At 57.7% G+C, this 20,055-nt stretch carries 19 protein-coding genes; 11 read left to right on the top strand and 8 right to left on the bottom strand.

What is annotated here, in order from left to right; all coding sequences use genetic code 11:
• The first annotated feature begins 35 nt into the window (after positions 1-35).
• Positions 36-1,079 (top strand): selenide, water dikinase SelD, encoded by a 1,044-nt coding sequence (gene selD / locus QLG09_RS20820; protein ID WP_020884436.1) that lies wholly within the window; start codon positions 36-38, stop codon positions 1,077-1,079.
• Positions 1,080-1,083: 4 nt separating this feature from the next.
• The gene (locus tag QLG09_RS20815; RefSeq protein WP_020884435.1) at positions 1,084-2,991 is read left to right on the top strand and encodes a DNA topoisomerase III; all 1,908 of its coding nucleotides are present in this window, start codon (positions 1,084-1,086) and stop codon (positions 2,989-2,991) included.
• Positions 2,992-3,040: 49 nt separating this feature from the next.
• On the opposite strand, the gene gdhA is transcribed toward QLG09_RS20815, so the two are convergent.
• A complete protein-coding gene (gene gdhA / locus QLG09_RS20810; RefSeq protein ID WP_014169652.1) occupies positions 3,041-4,384 on the bottom strand; it encodes an NADP-specific glutamate dehydrogenase in 1,344 nt (447 codons plus the stop codon).
• Positions 4,385-4,612: 228 nt separating this feature from the next.
• On the opposite strand from gdhA, the gene QLG09_RS20805 reads away from it, so the two are divergent.
• Positions 4,613-4,885: a YnjH family protein gene (locus QLG09_RS20805; protein ID WP_032677956.1), complete on the top strand. Its 273-nt coding sequence runs from the start codon at positions 4,613-4,615 to the stop codon at positions 4,883-4,885.
• Here the strand turns inward: QLG09_RS20805 and QLG09_RS20800 are convergent.
• Positions 4,845-5,261: a pyrimidine (deoxy)nucleoside triphosphate diphosphatase gene (locus tag QLG09_RS20800; protein WP_049022343.1), complete on the bottom strand. Its 417-nt coding sequence runs from the start codon at positions 5,259-5,261 to the stop codon at positions 4,845-4,847. The two genes, QLG09_RS20805 and QLG09_RS20800, sit on opposite strands and share 41 nt — an antisense overlap.
• A 75-nt stretch (positions 5,262-5,336) precedes the next feature.
• Here QLG09_RS20800 and QLG09_RS20795 point away from each other — a divergent pair, with 75 nt between their 5' ends.
• Both QLG09_RS20795 and QLG09_RS20790 read left to right on the top strand, forming a co-directional pair.
• Positions 5,337-5,906 (top strand): carboxymuconolactone decarboxylase family protein, encoded by a 570-nt coding sequence (locus QLG09_RS20795; RefSeq protein ID WP_032677957.1) that lies wholly within the window; start codon positions 5,337-5,339, stop codon positions 5,904-5,906.
• Positions 5,899-6,516, top strand: coding sequence for a CDP-alcohol phosphatidyltransferase family protein (locus tag QLG09_RS20790; RefSeq protein ID WP_049022340.1), 618 nt, complete (start codon positions 5,899-5,901; stop codon positions 6,514-6,516). Before QLG09_RS20795 ends, QLG09_RS20790 begins: the two co-directional genes overlap by 8 nt.
• Here QLG09_RS20790 and QLG09_RS20785 read toward each other — a convergent pair.
• The 6 genes from QLG09_RS20785 to xthA form a co-directional block, all read right to left on the bottom strand.
• Complete coding sequence (locus QLG09_RS20785; RefSeq protein WP_049022338.1) at positions 6,513-7,820, bottom strand: rhodanese-like domain-containing protein; 1,308 nt, start codon at positions 7,818-7,820, stop codon at positions 6,513-6,515. The genes QLG09_RS20790 and QLG09_RS20785 overlap by 4 nt on opposite strands.
• Before the next feature lie 73 nt (positions 7,821-7,893).
• The gene (locus QLG09_RS20780) at positions 7,894-8,514 is read right to left on the bottom strand and encodes an ATP-binding cassette domain-containing protein (protein ID WP_032681219.1); all 621 of its coding nucleotides are present in this window, start codon (positions 8,512-8,514) and stop codon (positions 7,894-7,896) included.
• A complete protein-coding gene (locus tag QLG09_RS20775) occupies positions 8,514-10,043 on the bottom strand; it encodes a hypothetical protein (protein ID WP_063435256.1) in 1,530 nt (509 codons plus the stop codon). The genes QLG09_RS20780 and QLG09_RS20775 overlap by 1 nt, the downstream gene beginning before the upstream one ends.
• Positions 10,016-11,185 (bottom strand): ABC transporter substrate-binding protein, encoded by a 1,170-nt coding sequence (locus QLG09_RS20770; RefSeq protein ID WP_074164922.1) that lies wholly within the window; start codon positions 11,183-11,185, stop codon positions 10,016-10,018. Before QLG09_RS20770 ends, QLG09_RS20775 begins: the two co-directional genes overlap by 28 nt.
• 6 nt (positions 11,186-11,191) lie before the next feature.
• Positions 11,192-11,875, bottom strand: coding sequence for a TVP38/TMEM64 family protein (locus tag QLG09_RS20765; protein WP_025204411.1), 684 nt, complete (start codon positions 11,873-11,875; stop codon positions 11,192-11,194).
• A 6-nt stretch (positions 11,876-11,881) separates the two neighbouring features.
• On the bottom strand, positions 11,882-12,688 hold the full coding sequence (xthA, locus tag QLG09_RS20760; RefSeq protein WP_020884424.1) for an exodeoxyribonuclease III: 807 nt from the start codon (positions 12,686-12,688) through the stop codon (positions 11,882-11,884).
• A gap of 433 nt (positions 12,689-13,121) precedes the next feature.
• On the opposite strand from xthA, the gene QLG09_RS20755 reads away from it, so the two are divergent.
• The 6 genes from QLG09_RS20755 (at position 13,122) to spy (ending at position 19,980) form a co-directional block, all read left to right on the top strand.
• Positions 13,122-14,342 (top strand): aspartate aminotransferase family protein, encoded by a 1,221-nt coding sequence (locus QLG09_RS20755; RefSeq protein ID WP_181216473.1) that lies wholly within the window; start codon positions 13,122-13,124, stop codon positions 14,340-14,342.
• Positions 14,339-15,373: an arginine N-succinyltransferase gene (astA, locus tag QLG09_RS20750; protein WP_014169664.1), complete on the top strand. Its 1,035-nt coding sequence runs from the start codon at positions 14,339-14,341 to the stop codon at positions 15,371-15,373. The genes QLG09_RS20755 and astA overlap by 4 nt, the downstream gene beginning before the upstream one ends.
• Complete coding sequence (gene astD, locus QLG09_RS20745) at positions 15,370-16,857, top strand: succinylglutamate-semialdehyde dehydrogenase (protein ID WP_020884423.1); 1,488 nt, start codon at positions 15,370-15,372, stop codon at positions 16,855-16,857. Before astA ends, astD begins: the two co-directional genes overlap by 4 nt.
• Positions 16,844-18,169 carry an N-succinylarginine dihydrolase gene (astB, locus tag QLG09_RS20740; RefSeq protein ID WP_049023188.1) on the top strand — a complete coding sequence of 442 codons (1,326 nt, stop codon included), beginning with the start codon at positions 16,844-16,846 and terminating at the stop codon, positions 18,167-18,169. Before astD ends, astB begins: the two co-directional genes overlap by 14 nt.
• 10 nt (positions 18,170-18,179) lie before the next feature.
• A complete protein-coding gene (gene astE / locus QLG09_RS20735) occupies positions 18,180-19,145 on the top strand; it encodes a succinylglutamate desuccinylase (protein WP_049023187.1) in 966 nt (321 codons plus the stop codon).
• Between the two features lie 337 nt (positions 19,146-19,482).
• The gene (gene spy / locus QLG09_RS20730; RefSeq protein WP_049023186.1) at positions 19,483-19,980 is read left to right on the top strand and encodes an ATP-independent periplasmic protein-refolding chaperone Spy; all 498 of its coding nucleotides are present in this window, start codon (positions 19,483-19,485) and stop codon (positions 19,978-19,980) included.
• The last annotated feature ends 75 nt before the right edge of the window (positions 19,981-20,055 follow it).

The following is a 20,055-nucleotide window of genomic DNA, read 5'->3' as shown; positions in this document are numbered from 1 at the left end:
CTACCATAGCGCGATTGAGATGACAGGAGACGTCCATGAGCGAGCAAACCATTCGTTTAACGCAATACAGCCACGGAGCCGGTTGCGGTTGTAAAATTTCCCCGAAAGTGCTGGAGACCATTCTCCACAGTGAACAGGCGAAGTTTGTCGACCCGAACCTGCTTGTCGGTAACGAAACGCGTGACGATGCGGCAGTTTATGACCTGGGTAACGGCACCAGCATTATCAGTACCACCGACTTCTTTATGCCGATTGTCGACAACCCGTTCGATTTCGGGCGTATTGCGGCCACCAACGCCATCAGCGATATTTTCGCCATGGGGGGCAAACCGATTATGGCGATTGCCATTCTGGGCTGGCCGATTAACACCCTTGCTCCTGAAATTGCCCGTGAGGTGATCGAAGGGGGACGTTTTGCCTGCCAGCAGGCGGGGATCGCGCTGGCCGGTGGTCATTCTATCGATGCGCCGGAGCCGATCTTCGGTCTCGCGGTCACGGGCGTGGTGCCCACCGAGCGCGTGAAACGCAACAGCACCGCGCAGGCGGGCTGCAAGCTGTTCCTCACCAAACCGCTGGGCATTGGTGTCCTCACTACTGCGGAGAAAAAATCGCTGCTGAAGCCGGAACACCAGGGGCTGGCAACCGAGGTCATGTGCCAGATGAACCTCGCGGGTGCGGCTTTCGCGAATATCGACGGCGTGAAAGCCATGACCGACGTGACCGGTTTTGGCCTTCTCGGACACCTCTCCGAAGTGTGTCAGGGCGCGGGCGTACAGGCGCAGGTCTGGTATCAGGACGTGCCGAAGCTGCCGGGTGTGGAGGAGTACATTGCAGCGGGCGCCGTTCCGGGCGGTACCCAGCGTAACTTTGCCAGCTATGGTCATCTGATGGGTGAAATGCCTGAAGCGTGGCGCAATCTGCTGTGCGATCCGCAAACGTCCGGTGGTTTGCTGCTGGCGGTCACGCCAGACGCTGAAGCCGACGTCCAGGCGACGGCCGCAGAGTTTGGTATTACCCTGACGGCGATCGGTGAACTGGTGACCGCGCGCGGTGGCCGACCGATGATTGAGATCCGTTAATTCAATGCGGTTGTTTATTGCCGAAAAGCCGAGCCTGGCCCGTGCCATTGCCGATGTGCTGCCGAAGCCGCATCGCAAGGGCGACGGCTTTATCGAATGCGGTAACGGGCAGGTGGTCACCTGGTGTATCGGTCACCTGCTTGAGCAGGCGCAGCCGGATGTCTACGACAGCCGCTATGCCCGCTGGAACCTCAATGACCTGCCCATCGTCCCTGAAAAATGGCGCCTGCAGCCACGGCCTTCCGTCACCAAACAGCTCAACGTGATTAAACGTTTTTTGCATGACGCGACGGAAGTCATCCACGCAGGTGACCCGGACAGGGAAGGGCAACTGCTGGTGGATGAGGTGCTGGACTATCTGGAGCTGGCGCCGGAAAAACGCCAGCAGGTCCAGCGCTGCCTGATTAACGACCTCAATCCGCAGGCCGTGGAGCGGGCCATTTCACGTCTGCGCGCGAACAGCGAGTTTATTCCGCTGTGCGTTTCCGCGCTGGCCCGCGCTCGTGCGGACTGGCTTTACGGGATCAACATGACCCGCGCCTACACCATCCTGGGGCGTAATGCCGGTTATCAGGGCGTCCTCTCCGTCGGGCGTGTGCAAACGCCGGTGCTGGGGCTGGTGGTGCGTCGTGACGAAGAGATTGAGAATTTCGTCGCCAAAGATTTCTTTGAGGTTAAAGCGCATATCGTCACGCCAAAAGACGAGCGCTTTACCGCCGTCTGGCAGCCAAGCGATGCCTGCGAATCGTATCAGGATGAAGAGGGGCGGTTGCTGCACCGTCCGCTGGCGGAGCACGTGGTCAACCGGATTACCGGTCAGCCTGCTATTGTCACCAGCTATAACGATAAACGGGAATCAGAACCCGCGCCGCTGCCGTTCTCGCTATCCGCGCTGCAGATTGAAGCGGCGAAACGCTTCGGTCTGAGCGCGCAGAACGTCCTTGATATCTGCCAGAAGCTCTACGAAACCCACAAACTCATTACCTATCCGCGTTCGGACAGCCGGTATCTGCCAGAAGAGCACTTTGCCGGCCGTCACTCGGTGATGAACGCCATTGCCGTTCACGCGCCGGATCTGCTGCCGCAACCGGTTGTGAATCCGGACATTCATAACCGCTGCTGGGATGATAAAAAGGTGGATGCCCACCATGCGATTATCCCGACGGCGCGCGCCAGCAACGTTAACCTCACGGAAAACGAAGCGAAGGTGTATAACCTGGTGGCTCGTCAGTATCTGATGCAGTTCTGCCCGGACGCCGTGTTCCGCAAATGCGTGATTGAGCTGGAAATTGCCAAGGGGAAATTTATCGCCAAGGCGCGTTTCCTGGCGGAGGCTGGCTGGCGCACGCTGCTTGGCAACAAAGAGCGTGACGAAGAGAATGACGGCACGCCGCTGCCGGTGGTTGCCAAAGATGACGAACTGCTGTGTGAGAAAGGCGAAGTGGTTGAACGCCAGACCCAACCGCCGCGCCACTTCACCGATGCGACACTGCTCTCGGCAATGACCGGGATCGCCCGTTTTGTTCAGGATAAGGATCTGAAGAAGATCTTGCGTGCTACCGACGGACTGGGCACGGAAGCGACCCGTGCGGGCATTATCGAGCTGCTGTTTAAGCGCGGTTTTCTGGAGAAAAAAGGGCGCTATATCCACTCGACTGAACCGGGGCGCGCATTGATCCACTCGCTGCCTGAGCTGGCCGCAAGGCCGGACATGACGGCACACTGGGAATCTGTGCTGACGCAAATCAGTGAAAAGCAGTGTCGCTATCAGGACTTTATGCAGCCGCTGGTGGGGACCTTGTACGAGCTGATTAACCAGGCGCGTAATACGCCGGTGAAGCAGTTCCGGGGGATGGTTGCACCGGGTGGTGCGCCGAAGAAACCGTTCAAAAAGAAAAAAAGCGCAGCCTGATGTGCTTTCGGTTGTCGCCCTCTCCCGACGGGAAAGGGCGACAGCGTGCTTAGATAACCCCTTGCCCCATCATCGCATCCGCGACCTTCACGAACCCGGCGATATTTGCGCCACGCACGTAGTTGGTTTGCGATGCCTCACCGCCGTACTCGACGCAGGCGTGGTGAATATCCAGCATAATGTGGTGCAGACGCGCATCCACTTTCTCTGCCTTCCAGCCGAGGCGCGCGGCGTTTTGCGCCATCTCCAGGCCAGAGGTCGCCACGCCGCCGGCGTTCGCGGCTTTGCCCGGCGCAAACAGCACGCCGGCCTCAAGGAACAAATCGGTCGCTTCGATGGTGGTTGGCATATTCGCCCCTTCGGCCACGGCCTTCACGCCGTTGGTAATCAGGGTGCGTGCGGCCTCGGTATCCAGTTCGTTCTGGGTCGCACATGGCAGGGCGATATCGACCGGCACGCCCCACGGCTGTTTACCTTCGAGCCAGGTCAGACCAAATTCACGGGCATAATCCGCCAGACGGCCGTCGCGGCTGGCTTTAATGTCGCACAGGCGTGCCAGCTTCTCGGCCGTAAAACCGGCTTCATCCACCACGGTACCGCGTGAATCTGACGCGGTAACCACGCGGGCACCAAACTGCATCGCCTTCTCAATAGCGTACTGAGCCACGTTACCGGAGCCGGACACCGCCACGCGCATACCTTCAAACCCTAAGCCGTGGCGCTTCAGCATCGCCTCGGTAAAATAGACCAGCCCGTAGCCGGTGGCTTCCGGACGGATCAGGCTGCCGCCAAAGGAGAGCCCTTTGCCCGTAAAGACACAGGCGCTATTATTCGAGAGCTTTTTCATCATGCCGGCCATAAAGCCCACTTCACGCGCACCAACGCCGATATCGCCCGCCGGAACGTCAGTATCGGGACCAAGATGACGATAGAGTTCGGTCATCAGCGCCTGACAGAAACGCATCACTTCGCCTTCGCTTTTGCCTTTCGGATCGAAATCACTGCCGCCTTTCCCGCCGCCCATGGGCAGAGTCGTAAGGGCATTTTTAAACGTCTGCTCAAAGCCGAGGAATTTTAAAATCGACAGATTCACGGAAGGGTGGAAACGCATCCCGCCCTTAAACGGGCCGATGGCGGAATTAAACTGCACGCGCCACGCGCGGTTAACCTGGACCTGATTACGGTCATCTACCCAGGTCACGCGAAACTGGATCACGCGCTCCGGCTCCACGAGGCGCTCAAGCAGTGACATCTGGCGATAACGCGGGTTTTCTTCAAGGAACGGCCATAACGTGGTCATGACTTCACGTACGGCCTGCGCAAACTCACTTTGATGCGGGTCGCGCTGTTGAACATAAGAGAGGAAAGTTTCCAGAGAGCGTGTCTGATCCATAGATATAAGAACCCCTTATATTATTTTATGTATATTGCTTATACGAATTGTGTTGTTTTTTTGACTATACCATCCGTACCGCTTTGTGAAGCAAGCAGAAATGTATGCCGAAAGGGAAATTAATCAGCGGGGCTGCGTCATAACCAAAAGCGATGACGAGATAAATTAAAGGTTCTGCACCGGTTTACCGTTATAGTCTTTATCAGGGCACAACAGGAAGATAAGTCTATGAACCGTTACGTGATAACCGCGTTATGTTTGATGTTTACCGCAGGCGCGCAGGCAGACCGCATTCGCCCGGATGTGGACGTGAATGTGCCGCCGGAGGTGTTCAGCTCCAGCGGCCAGCGAGCGCAGCCGTGTAACCAGTGCTGCATCTATCAGGATCAGAACTATTCGGAAGGGGCAGTGGTAAAAGCGGACGGCATTCTGTTGCAGTGCCAGCGTGATGAACGCACCATTAGCACGAATCCGCTGGTCTGGCGTCGCGTAAAACAATAAACGCCTCCAGCAGCGGGATGTCCGCAGGCGCTAAGTTGAAACCAAATGCATCTTCGGGCGTACACCACACCAGCGCACTGTGGTAATGCGCCGTCAGCGCGCCGCTGAACGCCGGAACGTGCCAGGCGTGAAGGTTGATTAACCGCTGTGACACCTCACGCTGATGGCTTGCCACATACTCACCTGGCTGCGCGTGGATGCCGAGCTCTTCGTGCAACTCGCGGACAAGCGCCTCGGGCTGCGTCTCACCGGCTTCTACTTTTCCGCCTGCGAATTCCCACATGCCCGGCTGGTCGGCATGAGCCGGGCGCTGGGCCAGTAAAATTCTGTTGTCTTTTTCGATGATTGCCGCAACGACATCGACTGTTTTTAGCATGGTCGTCAATACTTGTTAGCGAAAAACACTATATTATCGTGCCCTTTCTAAGAGTCCAGCCATCAGGAGAATCAGGTGAAAGAGACGTCCACCTGGGTAGATCCCATCGCCACCCTTCCGGTCAGCATAAAACCGATTGCCGCCATGCAGAAAAAACACTTTGGTGCCGTGCTTAACCCCACGCGCTGGTGGGGAAGGATGCCACGTCTTTTTTGGCTGGTGGCATTGTTCGTCGGTTTTCTCGAACGTCGTCACGCGCGCCTGTCGCCGGTGCTTCGTTCGCTGTTAATGACCCGGGTATCGCAGCTTTGTCACTGTGCTTTTTGTATCGATGCCAACAGTTTGCGCCTGGCGGAACGCTCGGGCGCATTGGATAAGGTTCAGGCCGTCAACGCGTGGCGTGATTCCGCTCTTTTTAGCGAAGAGGAGCGTGCGGCGCTGGCCTATGCCGAGGCTGTCACCGCGACGCCGCCCCGTGTGGATGACGAAATCAAAAGTGAGATCACACGCCATTTCAGCGAGGACGCGATCGCCGAAATGACGGCGCTGATTGCGTTTCAGAATCTCTCTGCACGCTTTAATGCCGCGCTGGACATCCCGGCGCAGGGGTTATGTGCTACGTTTAAAGAGGATCCCCATGCTTGATCGTCATCTGCACCCGCGGATTAAACCCACGCTCAACCGACTGGTGTCAGTACTGGATAAGCCGGGGATCACGCCTGACGGATTAACCCTGACCGGGTTTGCCATAGGCGTGCTGGCCTTACCGTTTCTGGCCCTCGGCTGGTATTCGGCGGCGCTCGTCGCCATCGTGCTGAATCGCCTGCTGGATGGTCTGGACGGTGCGCTGGCGCGCCGGCGCGGGCTGACGGATGCGGGAGGATTTCTTGATATCGCCCTCGATTTTCTGTTTTACGCGCTGGTTCCCTTCGGATTCGCGCTGGCGGCCCCCGCAGAGAATGCGCTTGCCGCTGGCTGGCTGTTGTTTGCCTTTATCGGTACCGGGAGCAGTTTTCTGGCATTTGCCGCGCTGGCAGCGAAACACAACATCGACAACCCCGGCTACGCGCATAAGTCGTTTTACTATCTCGGGGGGTTAACGGAGGGGACGGAGACGATCGCGCTGTTTGTGCTGTGCTGCCTCTTTCCGGCGCACTTCAGCGTGCTGGCGTGGATATTTGGCGCGTTGTGCTGGCTGACCACCACAACGCGCATCTGGAGCGGGTATGTGACGCTGAAGTCACTTATCCGTTAGCGTGAACTTTCTGGCCCGCGTTTTCCGCTGGAGACGGGGTTCTGTGGATGACTGCTCCACTCGTACCAGCCGCCGTCATAGACGGCGACATTTTTCCAGCCCATCGCCCGTGCGTACATAAACGTCTCGGACGCACGCCAGCCGGTGCCGCAGTAAAACGCGACGTGCTGTTCCGGCAGGATGTTCCAGGTTTTCCACATGGCGGCGATGTCGTCAGCGCTGCGCATGGTGCCATCCGGATTATGGAAATCTTCCATATGGGTGGCGTCGCTACCGGCATGACCCCAGCGGGCACCGGCAATTTCACCTTTTGGCTTGATGTAGCTGTAGCCGCTGGTTTCGCCGATGAACTCCGGCCAGGAACGAATGCTGACCAGCGACGCGTCCTGGCGATGCAGCATCCCGCGTGCTTGCGCCATATCCACCATCAACTGCGGCTGGCCGGGGATCGGTGCTCCAAAATCGGGGGCGGGCTTCACGTCTTTGGGCATTCCCCGTTCAACCGGCAGACCCGCGTCAGACCAGGCTTTCCAGCCGCCATCAAGAATGCGGACGTCCTTCACGCCAGCATACAGCATGATCTGCGCCACGCGGGCGGCGGCATATACGTCACGGCCATACAGAATGACGGTCGTATCGTGACGGATCCCGTGCTTCGCCAGCATCGCTTTTAGCGTGTCGTCAGAAACTTTATTCCACAGCGGTTCGCTTTCCACTTCGTTGGTATCAATGTAGCCGGCACCGGGAATATGGTTCAGCAGATAAAACTTCGGCGCGCCCCATGCGGCTTCAATGACTTTCCAGTCGCCCGTTGGCGCAGCAGTGACGGGTTTACCCTGCTGAAGCTGGTGGATCCACTCCGGGTAGACGAGTTGTTCAAAGTGCGGCAAACGCTGCAGACGTTCAGGTACCTGCAGGGCATCGTTGAGCACGGAAATCTGGTGGTAGCCAGCTTTTTCCAGCCGCGCTTTGACCGCCTGATTATCGGCGTCGCGACCGTAGAGCGCGATCGTCATGGCCGGCGTAAGCTGGTGCTGTCTGGCCCAGACGGCAATCTGGTCATCGCTCATCGCGCCAAGCCAGGAGGCGGAAAGGTTAAGTGCGGCGGGCTCATGCCCGGAGGGCGCGCTCAGCGTTTGCGGCCAGCCGTTGTAAAACGTGCTGGCGCGGGTGTCGATCACCGCGCCATGTTGTGCCTGAAGTTGAGACAGCGTCATGGCGTGCGGCATATCAGCAGCCAGAGAGGAAAATGAAGCGAGGCCGCACAGCATGGCCAGCGCGGTCAGTTGAGAAACACGTTTCATCGAATAACCTGACGTCAGTAAAAGAGGGGGGCATTGTCGTCTCTCCTGAAAGGTAAAACATTGCGTTAGCACATTATTGCCAGCGAGAAATCTCAATCACTTCGCCGCCCGGGGGCACGTCTTCGTCGTCATGCGTGACCAGAACCACCGGAATATTGCGTGCGCGGGTCGTGTCAAATACCCATGCCCGAAACGAGGCGCGTAACGCATTATCGAGACGGCTGAACGGTTCATCCAGCAGTAACGCCTGCGGCTCTGCAAGCAGGGCACGTAGCAGACTGACCCGAGCACGTTCGCCGCCGGAAAGGGTCGCCGGATCGCTGGCGTAATGTCCGGCAAGCCCGGCAGAACCGAGCGCCTGCTCGACCGCTTCCCGCCGTGCTCGTCCGACAATCCGTTCAGGTAATGCCAGCAGCAAATTTTGTCCGACGCTGAAATGGTCAAACAGCAGGGCATCCTGAAAGAGGATCCCCAACCCGCGGGCCTCCACGGGCAGTCCGTCGCAGCGACGTTCATCAAGCCACAGTTCGCCCTGAGCCTGAAAGTCGTCTGGCAATGCGCCCACCATCCAGGCAAAAAGGGTTGATTTTCCGCTGCCGGAAGGGCCCATCAGCGTGACTATTTCGCCGCGTGGCACACAAAAATTGACCTCGCGGAAAAGCGGTTCAATGGTGAGATTGCTGACCTGCAGCATTAACGTAATCCTCGTCGGTAACGGCTTGCGAGCCGGGATAGCAGGGCGGCAAGGGCAAACACGCTCCCCGTGACCAACAGCAACCCCAGCGCCCGGTTAGCCAGAAGCGGAATGCTGCCTCCACTGCTGAGCGCCACGGTTTCAGTGGTCAGCGTCGCAAAACGGCCTGCGCCCAGCCAGAGGGTTGGCATGTATTGCGCCATGCTGACGGAAAACCCGGTCGCGAAAGCCAGCAGCGCCGGGCGTACCAGCAAGGGGCATTTCAGTAAGCAGAAGATTTTTCCCCGCTGCCAGCCGAGCGTTCTGGCGGTAAGGATCAGCCGGGGATCGATCCTCTGCCAGGCTGGCTGGAGGACCAACAACATCCACGGTAAAACCCACAGCAGATGGCTCCACAGCACGGCGGCATAGTGCCCGTCGATACCCAGTCGCAACGCGATAACGTATTGTCCGGTTACGAGCGGCAGCGCCGGCAGCGCCAGCGGCAACCACACCCACTGCGTGCCTCGCTGCGGTCCCCACTCAAGCCAGAGAACAATTACCCCCAGCGAAATCAGGCTGGCGAGCAGGCCAAAGGAGAGGCTGGCGCCAACCGCACCGATATCGTCCCGCTGCGCCAGCATGAGCAGCACGACCGCGCAAAGCACCCCGCAGGCGGGCAGAAATCCGCTGAACAGACGCGCTGGTGGCGCGATAAGCGACATTCGACGGCGTCCGCTCAGATCCGGCAGCGTGCGACGCCAGAGTCTCCATGCGCCGTAACCCAGTACAGAAAGCGCGGCCAGCAGCAGAAAGAGAAGCAGGCACAGCAGCGTTCCCTTTGTCTGCTGCTGCGCATCGCCCTGACTGAGCCACTGCCACGCCAGTACGGCAAGCGTCGGGGGATTGCCGGGCCCGAGCACCATCGCCACGTCCACAACCGACAGGGACCAGGCCAGCACCGCCAGCATCACCGCGCCAAGAGCCGGCGCGATCGCTGGAAGGATGAGCCAGTTCAGCGCCTGAAAACGCCCGTAGCCGAAGGTATGCAGCACGACCTTTTGCTGCGCAAGGCGTTTTTCCGGCAGGACGGCGTAAAGTGCCCACAGCACAAACGCGCTCTCTTTTACCGCAAGCGTCAGCCCCAGCCCTGCACCGTATCGGTCAAGCGGCGGCGTACAGACGCTACACACCTGATACAACAGGCCCCCTTCGGCAAACAGCAGTAAAGCGCTGGTGGCAAAGGCCACATGAGGAACGGCGAGCAGCCACGGCAGTCGGCTGCTGAGCCGTCGCCAGCGCTCGCCCGGCCACAGGAGGGCCACGATCACCAGAGCGATAAACATCGACCCCAGCGACGCGATAAGCGTTGAGACCAGCGTGGCGACCGTAGCCTGTGGCAGTTGCGGGTCGTTAAGCAGCAACTGCCAGTTGTTCAGCGAGAATGCCGGGGCAAACAGTATGGCGGCGGCGGGGAGCAGCGGCAGATAGATGACCGCCATCGCCAGCCAGACGAGCCAGCTCAGCGGGTGCCGTAACGACGCAGCCATTCCTGCTCCAGCGCGTTAACCCAGGCAGCGTGCGGCTCGGGAAGCATTTTCGGCAGCCCTGCCGGCGTATGGGCAGCGAGCTGCTTCGCTTCTTTTTCGGGCAGTGTTTTTGCATCCAGTACGCTCGGGTCTCCCCAGATGGCCGGGTCGGCCTTGCGAATTTGCGCCTGCGGTGAAAGGAGGAAATTGGCGACCACCTTCGCGCCTGCGCTTGCACTGGCATTCGACGGAATGGCCACAAAATGGACGTTGCCTATCATTCCGTTGTCAAAACCAACGCTGTAGCTGTCGGCAGGCAGTTCACCGCTGGCCACTTTTTGCTGCGCATGTGCCGGGTTAAAGGTCAGGGAGAGATTAAGACTACCGCTGGCAAGCAAGGTATCCATTCTGGCGGACGAGGGAGGAAAGTCCTCTCCCTTTCGCCACAGCAGCGGGTGTAATTTGTCCAGGTAGTGCCACAGCGGAGCCGTCACCTGGGCAAAGGTGTTATCAGGGGCTTTTTGCAACGCCTCCGGGTGAGCGGTGAGGGTCAGGAGCAACTGTTCCAGAAATGCCGTACCGGTAAAATCGGGCGGGCGTGGGTAGCTGACTTTGCCCGGATGCTGCTGCGCATACGCCAGTAACGCCTGAGGATCGTTTGGGGGCGCAGGCAGGCTTGCGTGGCGGGCAATAAAGGTGAGCTGCGCACCGCCCCACGGGGATTCCGCGCCATCGGTGGGGACAGCAAAATCCTCCATAACCGGTTTGCGGATATCGACATAGCGCCAGTTGGGCAAGGTCTGCGCCCATCCGGTTTGCAGCAGGTTAGCGGCTTTCAGGGTACGGAAGTTCTCACCGTTGACCCATAAGAGGTCGACTGAACCGTTTGTTTTCCGGCCTGCGGCGGCTTCTGTTTGAATACGTTTGACCGCATCGGCGGCATCCGCCAGTGGGACGATTTTAAGGGTTATGTCGTAATGCGTTTTCATCTCACCGCTTACCCACTCGAGGTAGCGGTTTACCGCCCGATCGCCGCCCCAGGCGTTAAACCAGACGGTCTGGCCTTTGGCTTGTTGTTGGATAGCCTGCCAGTTGTCCGCTGCAAACAGCGGGGCTGCCAGCAGCAGACCGCTCAGAAACGTGCAAAAACGCACACGGCGCATAATGCCTCACTTTTTTGATGAAGGGGTAAAACGGGAAAACAGCCAGCGCGTCGCCAGCGGCAATAACCCCAGTAGTGTAAAGGCGAATATCAGTCCCGGCGATAAAATATCGCGAAGCGAATTCACTTTCCCCAGCGCGCGTCCGGCGTTCAGAAAGATAATGGTTGCAGGCAGCATGGCGACCTGGCTCACCCACCAGTAGCGACTGACCGCAATACGTGTCAGCCCCATGAGCAGATTCACCAGAAAAAACGGGAACAAGGGCATCAGACGCAGGGCAAAAAGATACCCTGCACCGTCCCGCGCCATACCGGCGTTCACCGTATTCATCTGTGATGTGAATCGCCGCTGTACCCAGTCGCGCAGCAGATAACGGCTGGCAAGCATCGCCAGCGTGGCGCCGAGGGTAGAAGCAAACGAGACCAGCAGGGTGCCTTCCCACAGCGTAAACAGCGCTCCCGCCAGTAGCGTCAGTATCGCCGCACCGGGTATCGACAGGGCGGAGACCAACACGTAGAGGGCGAAAAAGAAAAACGCGCTTTGCCACGGTGCCTGTTCCACGTGCGAGAGGAGCGACTGCTGGTGCGTTTTGATGGTTTCCAGGGAGAGCGTCCCCGGCGGAAGAAAGACGAAGGTCAGAACAAATGCGCCCAGAAGGGCGCACATCAGGAGTATTTTTTGCGTGTTCACACGAGGTTACAGTTTGAATTTCGCCCAGACCGGCGCATGGTCAGACGGTTTTTCCATGCTGCGGATATCGTAGTCGATGCCGGTTTCGATGCAGCGTTCCGCCAGCGGCGGGCTGGCCAGCAGCAGGTCTATACGCAGACCGCGGTTGTCATCAAAGCCTTTTGAGCGGTAGTCAAACCACGAGAAGCGATCCTGCGTTTCCGGGTTGGCGGTGCGGAAAGTATCAACCAGACCCCAGCCGAGCAGGCGTTCCATCCACTCGCGTTCTTCCGGCAGGAAAGAACATTTACCGGTACGCAACCAGCGTTTGCGGTTCTCTTCTCCAATGCCGATATCGAGATCGGTCGGGCTGATATTCATGTCGCCCATGATCAGCACCGGATTCTCTTTTTTCAGTTCGGTGGTCAGGTAATCCTGCAGATCCTGATAAAACTTTGCCTTGGCCGGGAATTTTGTCTCATGGTCGCGGCTCTCACCCTGCGGGAAATACCCGTTAATCACCGTGATATTGCCGAGTGGTGAAGGAATTTCCGCCATGATGATGCGACGCTGCGCTTCGCCATCATCGCCCGGGAAGCCACGACGTACGGAAACCGGCGTCTCTTTGGTCAGCAGCGCCACGCCATAGTGACCTTTCTGTCCGTGATAGAAGACGTTGTAACCGAGCTTCGCCACCTCTTCGAGGGGGAACATATCGTCGTGAACTTTTGTCTCCTGCAGGCCGATCACATCTGGCTGATGTTGCTCAACAATTGCTTCAAGCTGGTGAGGGCGGGCACGCAGGCCGTTGATATTAAAAGAGACAAATTTCATAGTCGCTGCCAATGCAAGGTGAATAGTGCATGGATGGTAGCAGAATTTGCGTCAACTGTTACGGGGTTCGACCAATAACTGCGACAGATCATGCCAACGGTGCAATATTTGCACCATTCTGACGAGCATTGCCCCCCAACAGGGCGTAAAGGACCGATAAATTTCGCGAGCGATCACAATTCCAGAATTATATTTGGCTTCTGCATACTCTTTCTTATTTTCGTGCGGCAAAGCGCCGCTTGTCGTAAAAATATTCACTTTTTATGCAATAACAGTGAATAACTCCATATCGTAACTTATTGATATTCTGTAACCCTAACCCGTTTATGCATTTTTATCGCTGGCTGGCACGAAGGCTGCAATCTACATTCACAGTGCAAACACTCAATTATTTAACATCTAAATAACCTTTTATTTACCGGATGAGGTCGCTATGTCTCTGTCAATTACGCGTGAAAATTTCGATGAATGGATGATGCCGGTTTACGCTCCGGCGGCTTTTATTCCGGTACGGGGGGAAGGCTCACGCCTGTGGGATCAACAGGGCAAAGAGTATATCGACTTTGCAGGCGGGATTGCGGTAAACGCGCTGGGTCACGCGCACCCGGCACTGCGTCAGGCGTTAAACGACCAGGCGGCGAAGTTCTGGCATACCGGTAACGGTTTTACCAACGAGCCCGCTCTGCGACTGGCGAAAAAACTGATCGACGCAACGTTTGCCGAAAAAGTCTTTTTCTGTAACTCAGGTGCGGAAGCAAACGAAGCTGCCCTGAAGCTGGCGCGTAAATATGCACACGATAAATTCGGCGTTCATAAGAGCGGCATTGTGGCGTTTAAAAACGCGTTTCACGGCCGCACGCTCTTTACCGTCAGCGCCGGCGGTCAGCCGTCATACTCGCAGGATTTTGCGCCACTGCCGCCGGATATTCGTCACGGCGTGTATAACGATCTGCAGTCCGCCAGCGAGCTTATCAACGACACCACCTGTGCGGTGATCGTCGAGCCTATGCAGGGTGAGGGCGGGGTCCTTCCGGCGCAAAAAGCGTTCCTGCAGGGGCTGCGTGAGATGTGCGATCGTCATCACGCGGTGCTGATTTTCGATGAAGTCCAGACGGGGGTGGGGCGTACTGGTGAGCTGTATGCCTATATGCACTACGGCGTAACGCCGGACGTGCTCTCTACGGCGAAAGCGCTGGGCGGTGGCTTCCCGATTGGCGCCATGCTGACCACCGATAAATTCGCCAGCGTAATGACCGTGGGTACGCATGGTACAACATACGGCGGTAACCCGCTGGCTACCGCCGTGGCCGGACAGGTTCTCGACATCATTAACACGCCGGAAGTGCTCAAGGGCGTTAAACAACGTCATGACTGGTTTGTTGAGCGCCTGAACGCCATCAACAGCAAGACGGGACTGTTTAAAGAGATCCGCGGTCTGGGTCTGTTAATTGGCTGCGAACTCACACCTGAGTTTGCCGGAAAAGCTAAACTTATTTCACAGGAAGCGGCAAAAATGGGCGTGATGGTACTGATTGCCGGTGCCAACGTGGTGCGTTTTGCCCCTGCGCTGATTGTCAGCGAGGAAGAGGTGAGAACCGGTTTAGACCGTTTTGCACTGGCCTGTGAACATGTGAAGTCCGGGGTGTCATCATGATGGTCATCCGTCCCGTTGAGCGCGGCGATATCGCCGGGCTCATGCAGCTTGCCGGTAAGACGGGAGGCGGGCTGACCTCGCTTCCTGCCGATGAAAAAACGCTGTCGGCGCGCATTGAGCGCGCCCTGCAAACCTGGCAGGGGACGTTGCCAAAAAGCGAACAGGGTTATGTGTTCGTTCTGGAAGATACCGACACCGGTACCGTGGCCGGCATTTGCGCAATCGAAGTGGCCGTCGGGCTTAACGACCCGTGGTACAACTACCGTGTCGGTACGATGGTTCACGCCTCAAAAGAGCTGAACGTCTATAACGCGCTGCCCACGCTTTTTCTCTGTAATGACCACACGGGAGCCAGCGAGCTTTGCACGCTGTTCCTCGATCCTGCGTGGCGGAAAGAGGGCAACGGTTATCTGCTCTCCAAGTCGCGCTTCATGTTTATGGCCGCGTTCCGCGATCGTTTTAACGAAAAGGTCGTCGCCGAGATGCGCGGCGTGATCGACGACACCGGCTATTCACCTTTCTGGGAGAGCCTCGGCGAGCGCTTCTTCTCGATGGAGTTCAGCCGGGCGGACTATCTGTGCGGCACCGGGCAGAAAGCGTTTATCGCCGAACTGATGCCGAAACATCCCATCTATACCCATTTCTTAAGCCCACAGGCGCAGGCGGTGATTGGCGAAGTGCACCCGCAAACCGCGCCGGCCCGGGCGGTGCTGGAAAAAGAGGGTTTCCGCTACCGTAACTATGTGGACATCTTTGACGGCGGACCCACCCTGGAGTGCGATATCGACCGCGTGCGTGCGATCCGTAAAAGCCGGCTGGTTGAGGTTTCCGAAGGCCAGCCTGCACCGGGTGAGTGGCCGGCATGTCTGGTGGCTAACGAGCAGTACAACAATTTCCGCGCCATGCTGGTGCGAACCAACCCGAAAAGTGAACGTCTGGTGCTGACGGCCGCGCAACTGGATGCCCTGAAATGTAACGCCGGCGACACGGTTCGCCTGGTGCGTCTCTGCCCTGAGGAGAAAACAGCATGACTTTATGGATCAACGGTGACTGGGTCACGGGCGAAGGCGAGCCGCGCATAAAGACCAATCCGGTCGGACAAGAAGTGCTCTGGAAGGGAAATGACGCCAGCGCCGGGCAGGTCGAACAGGCCTGTCATGCCGCCCGTCGCGCTTTCCCGGGATGGGCGAAACAACCGTTCTCCGTACGTCAGGGAATAGTCGAGAAATTTGCATCACTGCTGGAGGCCAATAAAGCCGAATTGACGCGCGTTATCGCTCAGGAAACCAGCAAGCCGCGCTGGGAGGCGGCCACGGAAGTGACGGCGATGATCAATAAAATCGCCATTTCGGTGAAGGCGTACCATACCCGTACCGGTGAGCAACATACCGATATGCCTGACGGCGCGGCCACGCTGCGCCACCGTCCGCACGGCGTGCTGGCGGTATTTGGCCCCTATAACTTCCCGGGGCATCTGCCGAACGGGCATATCGTGCCCGCGCTGCTGGCGGGCAATAGCGTGATTTTCAAGCCGAGTGAGTTAACGCCACTGACCGGTGAAGTGGTGGTGAAGCTCTGGGAACAGGCTGGTCTGCCGCACGGGGTGCTCAATCTGGTGCAGGGGGGACGTGAAACCGGCCAGGCGCTGAGTGCGTTGAGTGATATCGACGGCCTGCTGTTTACCGGCAGCGCCGGAACGGGCTACCAACTGCATCGCCAGCTGGCGGGGCAGCCGGAAAAAATTCTCGCGCTGGAGATGGGCGGTAACAACCCGCTGATCGTTGAAGATCCCGATGATATCGACGCGGCGGTGCATTTGACCCTCCAGTCAGCGTTTATTACCGCCGGACAGCGCTGCACCTGCGCGCGTCGTCTGTTGGTGAAACGGGGTGCACAGGGCGACGCCTTCCTCGCGCGGCTGGTGGAAATCAGCGCGCGTCTGGTGCCTGCGCAGTGGGATGCCGACCCACAGCCGTTTATTGGGGGGCTGATTTCCGAGCAGGCCGCGCTGAACGTGCTGAAAGCCTGGCAGGATCACGTGGCGCGCGGGGCGAAAACCCTGCTTGAGCCAAAGCAAATCAAGCCCGGAACATCGCTGCTGACGCCGGGCATTGTTGAGATGAGTGGCGCACGCAACGTGCCGGATGAAGAGGTCTTTGGCCCGCTGCTCTGCGTCTGGCGTTATGACGATTTTGACAGCGCCATTGAGATGGCCAATCACACCCGCTATGGACTGTCGAGCGGTCTGATTTCCCCGCATCGTGAGAAATTTGATCAGCTGCTGCTCGAAGCACGCGCCGGGATTGTGAACTGGAATAAACCGCTTACCGGTGCGGCGAGTACGGCACCGTTTGGCGGGGTAGGCGCTTCGGGTAACCACCGCGCCAGCGCATGGTATGCCGCAGATTACTGCGCGTGGCCGATGGCGAGCCTGGAAACGCCTGCGCTGACGCTGCCGGAAACGCTGAGTCCGGGGCTGGATTTTACTCAGGGGGATCGTCATGAAAGCGCGTGAAGTCAACTTTGACGGGCTGGTGGGGCTAACGCACCACTATGCCGGCCTCTCATTTGGTAATGAAGCCTCGACGAAGCACCGTTTTCAGGTCTCCAACCCGAAACTGGCGGCGAAGCAGGGGCTGCTGAAAATGAAAGCCCTGTCGGATGCCGGTTTCCCGCAGGCGGTGATCCCGCCGCAGGAGCGCCCGAACGTGGCGGTGTTACGTCAGATCGGCTTTAGCGGCAGCGATGAGCAGGTTATCGAAAAAGCGGGTACGCAGACGCCGCACCTGCTTTCAGCGGCGAGCTCTGCCTCGTCGATGTGGGTGGCAAACGCTGCTACCGTTGCACCGTCGGCTGATACGCTGGATGGCAAAGTGCATTTAACGGTGGCGAACCTGAATAACAAATTCCACCGTGCCACTGAAGCGGAGACGACCGAGCGCGTTCTGCGTGCGATTTTCCGTAATGAGGCTCACTTTGAGGTCCATCAGGCGTTGCCACAGGTGGCCATGTTCGGGGATGAAGGAGCGGCAAACCATAACCGTCTTGGGGGGGATTATGGCGATCCCGGCGTGCAACTGTTCATTTACGGGCGAGAAGAGGGCGGCCATTCGGCGCCTGTCCGTTATCCCGCCCGCCAGACGCTGGCGGCAAGCCAGGCCGTCGCGCGGCTGAACCAGGTGAATCCCTCACAGGTGATTTTTGCTCAGCAGAACCCGCAGGTGATTGACCAGGGGGTTTTCCACAATGACGTCATTGCCGTCTCTAACCGCCAGGTGCTGTTCTGCCATGAGCAGGCGTTTGCCCATCAGGAGAAGCTGCTCGCTACGCTGCATGAGCGGGTGCCGGGATTTATGCCGATTCAGGTGCCGACCCAGGCGGTCAGCGTGCAGGACGCGGTTGAAACTTACCTCTTTAATAGCCAGCTGTTGAGCCGTGAGGACGGCAGCATGATGCTGGTGCTGCCGCAAGAGTCGCAGGACCATAAAGGGGTGTGGCGTTATCTGTCTGAACTGGTGAAAGCCGATAACCCGATCGATGAACTGCGCGTCTTTGACCTGCGCGAAAGCATGGCCAACGGCGGCGGTCCGGCCTGTTTACGCCTGCGCGTAGTGCTGACGCAGAACGAAATGCAGGCTGTTAATCCGGCCGTGATGATGAATGAGACGCTGTTTAACTCCCTGAATGACTGGGTGGACCGCTACTATCGTGACAGATTAACGCAGGCCGATCTGGTCGACCCTCAGCTACTGCGTGAGGGGCGTGAGGCACTGGACGCGTTAACAACAATCCTGCAGTTGGGATCGGTTTATCCGTTCCAGCGCTAAAGGAGTGGCTATGGAAAATTTACTGGCGTTGACACTGGCCGATGAAACCCCCGAAGAGCGTGAGGGGGAGGGCCCCTCATTTCACTGGCGGTGGTTGGGTCGCGGCGTCCTTGAACTGACACCGGCCGCGAAGAGTGAGTTATCGCTGCTGCTTTCAACCGGTATCCATGGCAATGAAACCGCGCCGGTTGAAATTGTCGACCTGCTGCTTCGCGCGTTGTATCTGGGAGATATCACCCTGCAGTGCCGTCTGCTGGTGGTGTTTGGCAACCCGCCTGCGCTGGCGCAAAACAAACGTTATCTTGAGAGCGACCTTAACCGCATGTTTGGCGGCCGCTGGTCACAGTTTGTGCCAAGCGATGAAACGTCGCGGGCGCAGTGGCTTGAGCACGTGGTTGCAACATTTTTCGCCGCGGCCGGTCCCGTGCGCTGGCATCTCGACCTGCATACGGCAATTCGCGCCTCTTATCATGTGCGCTTTGGTGTTCTGCCCCAGCGTAACCAGCCGTGGGATGAGGCGTTTCTGAGCTGGCTGGGCGACGCCGGGCTGGAGGCTCTGGTGTTTCATCAGTCGCCGGGGGGCACATTTACCCATTTCACCTGTGAGCATTTCAGCGCGCTGGCCTGCACGCTGGAACTGGGAAAAGCGCTACCGTTTGGCCAGAACGATCTCACGCGCTTCGCGCCAACGCATCTTGCGCTTCGCGCGCTGCTCGGGGGATTGGCACCCGAGCCAACGCAACAGACTGTCGTGCGCTATCGGGTCGTACAGCAGATCACTCGCCGCAGCGAGGCCTTCCGGCTGCATATGGCCGCCCACACGCTGAACTTCACCCCTTTTCGCAAAGGCGTTCTGCTTGCGGAAGATGGCGACGAGCGTTACGAGGTGCAGAAAACCACTGAATATGTTCTGTTCCCTAATCCATCGGTAGCGTTTGGCCTGCGCGCCGGGCTGATGCTGGAAAAAGTGTCCTGAACATCTCCCCTCTCATTGCCTGAGAGGGGAACGTCAAAATATTTTTCTTAGCGATTAAAGCGCAATGACAACTATTGCAGAATATTCCTGGTGAATTGCTTTATTATTGGTCTTCACTTCGCTATACTTTTTTAAATTGCTTGAAAATCATCATTTTGAATATTTTCGTTGCAACTCTCCATCCTTTATCCTTAATTCCTCCACATTTGGCGATAATTTGTTTTTTACACTTTCATTGTTTTACTGTTGCTCTGATTAATTGACGATAAACCCCGTAAAGTTAATCTCGTCAACACGGCATAGCGCCGAAGAATAACTGAAAGTAAGGAAATAAATTATGCGTAAGTTTACTGCACTGTTTGTTGCTTCTACCCTGGCTCTGGGCGCTACCGGCATGGCGTTCGCTGCAGATACCGCGACCACCACCACTGCCGCGCCTGTCGAAGGAAAAATGATGATGCACCATAAAGGCAAGCCGGGTATGCACCACGAGATGATGATGTTTAAAGATCTGAACCTGACGGATGCACAGAAACAGCAGGTCCGCGACATCATGAAAAGCCAGCGCGACCAGATGAAACGTCCGTCACTGGACGAACGCCGCGCGATGCATGACATCATCGCCAGCGACAGCTTCGATAAAGCAAAAGCCGAAGCGCAGATCGACAAAATGGCTGAGCAGCATAAAGCCCGCATGCTGGCGCATATGGAAACCCAGAACAAGATCTACAACATTCTGACGCCGGAACAGAAAAAACAATTTAATGCCAATTTTGAGAAGCGTCTGACAGAACGTCCAGCAATGGAAGGTAAAATGCCAGCACCAACCGAATAATCGGTTCAACATCTTAAGACCGCCGGGATCCTGTCCACAAAAGCGCTAACGCTGTGGACAGGACCGGCGGTTTTT

The sequence above is a fragment of the Enterobacter sp. V89_11 genome (assembly GCF_029967775.1).
GTDB lineage: Bacteria > Pseudomonadota > Gammaproteobacteria > Enterobacterales > Enterobacteriaceae > Enterobacter > Enterobacter ludwigii.
Note: the sequence above shows the minus strand (reverse complement) of the source record. Positions and strands in the feature narration are given on the sequence as shown.

Excerpts from the sequence above, each read along its gene's own strand:
- QLG09_RS20790 (WP_049022340.1), top strand. The coding sequence starts at position 5,899 with ATGCTTGATCGTCATCTGCACCCGCGGATTAAACCCACGCTCAACCGA.
- gdhA (WP_014169652.1), bottom strand. The coding sequence starts at position 4,384 with ATGGATCAGACACGCTCTCTGGAAACTTTCCTCTCTTATGTTCAACAG.
- astD (WP_020884423.1), top strand. The coding sequence starts at position 15,370 with ATGACTTTATGGATCAACGGTGACTGGGTCACGGGCGAAGGCGAGCCG.
- QLG09_RS20770 (WP_074164922.1), bottom strand. The coding sequence starts at position 11,185 with ATGCGCCGTGTGCGTTTTTGCACGTTTCTGAGCGGTCTGCTGCTGGCA.
- astE (WP_049023187.1), top strand. The coding sequence starts at position 18,180 with ATGGAAAATTTACTGGCGTTGACACTGGCCGATGAAACCCCCGAAGAG.
- QLG09_RS20780 (WP_032681219.1), bottom strand. The coding sequence starts at position 8,514 with ATGCTGCAGGTCAGCAATCTCACCATTGAACCGCTTTTCCGCGAGGTC.
- QLG09_RS20755 (WP_181216473.1), top strand. The coding sequence starts at position 13,122 with ATGTCTCTGTCAATTACGCGTGAAAATTTCGATGAATGGATGATGCCG.
- selD (WP_020884436.1), top strand. The coding sequence starts at position 36 with ATGAGCGAGCAAACCATTCGTTTAACGCAATACAGCCACGGAGCCGGT.
- astA (WP_014169664.1), top strand. The coding sequence starts at position 14,339 with ATGATGGTCATCCGTCCCGTTGAGCGCGGCGATATCGCCGGGCTCATG.
- QLG09_RS20775 (WP_063435256.1), bottom strand. The coding sequence starts at position 10,043 with ATGGCTGCGTCGTTACGGCACCCGCTGAGCTGGCTCGTCTGGCTGGCG.
- QLG09_RS20815 (WP_020884435.1), top strand. The coding sequence starts at position 1,084 with ATGCGGTTGTTTATTGCCGAAAAGCCGAGCCTGGCCCGTGCCATTGCC.
- QLG09_RS20785 (WP_049022338.1), bottom strand. The coding sequence starts at position 7,820 with ATGAAACGTGTTTCTCAACTGACCGCGCTGGCCATGCTGTGCGGCCTC.
- QLG09_RS20800 (WP_049022343.1), bottom strand. The coding sequence starts at position 5,261 with ATGCTAAAAACAGTCGATGTCGTTGCGGCAATCATCGAAAAAGACAAC.
- astB (WP_049023188.1), top strand. The coding sequence starts at position 16,844 with ATGAAAGCGCGTGAAGTCAACTTTGACGGGCTGGTGGGGCTAACGCAC.
- spy (WP_049023186.1), top strand. The coding sequence starts at position 19,483 with ATGCGTAAGTTTACTGCACTGTTTGTTGCTTCTACCCTGGCTCTGGGC.
- xthA (WP_020884424.1), bottom strand. The coding sequence starts at position 12,688 with ATGAAATTTGTCTCTTTTAATATCAACGGCCTGCGTGCCCGCCCTCAC.
- QLG09_RS20805 (WP_032677956.1), top strand. The coding sequence starts at position 4,613 with ATGAACCGTTACGTGATAACCGCGTTATGTTTGATGTTTACCGCAGGC.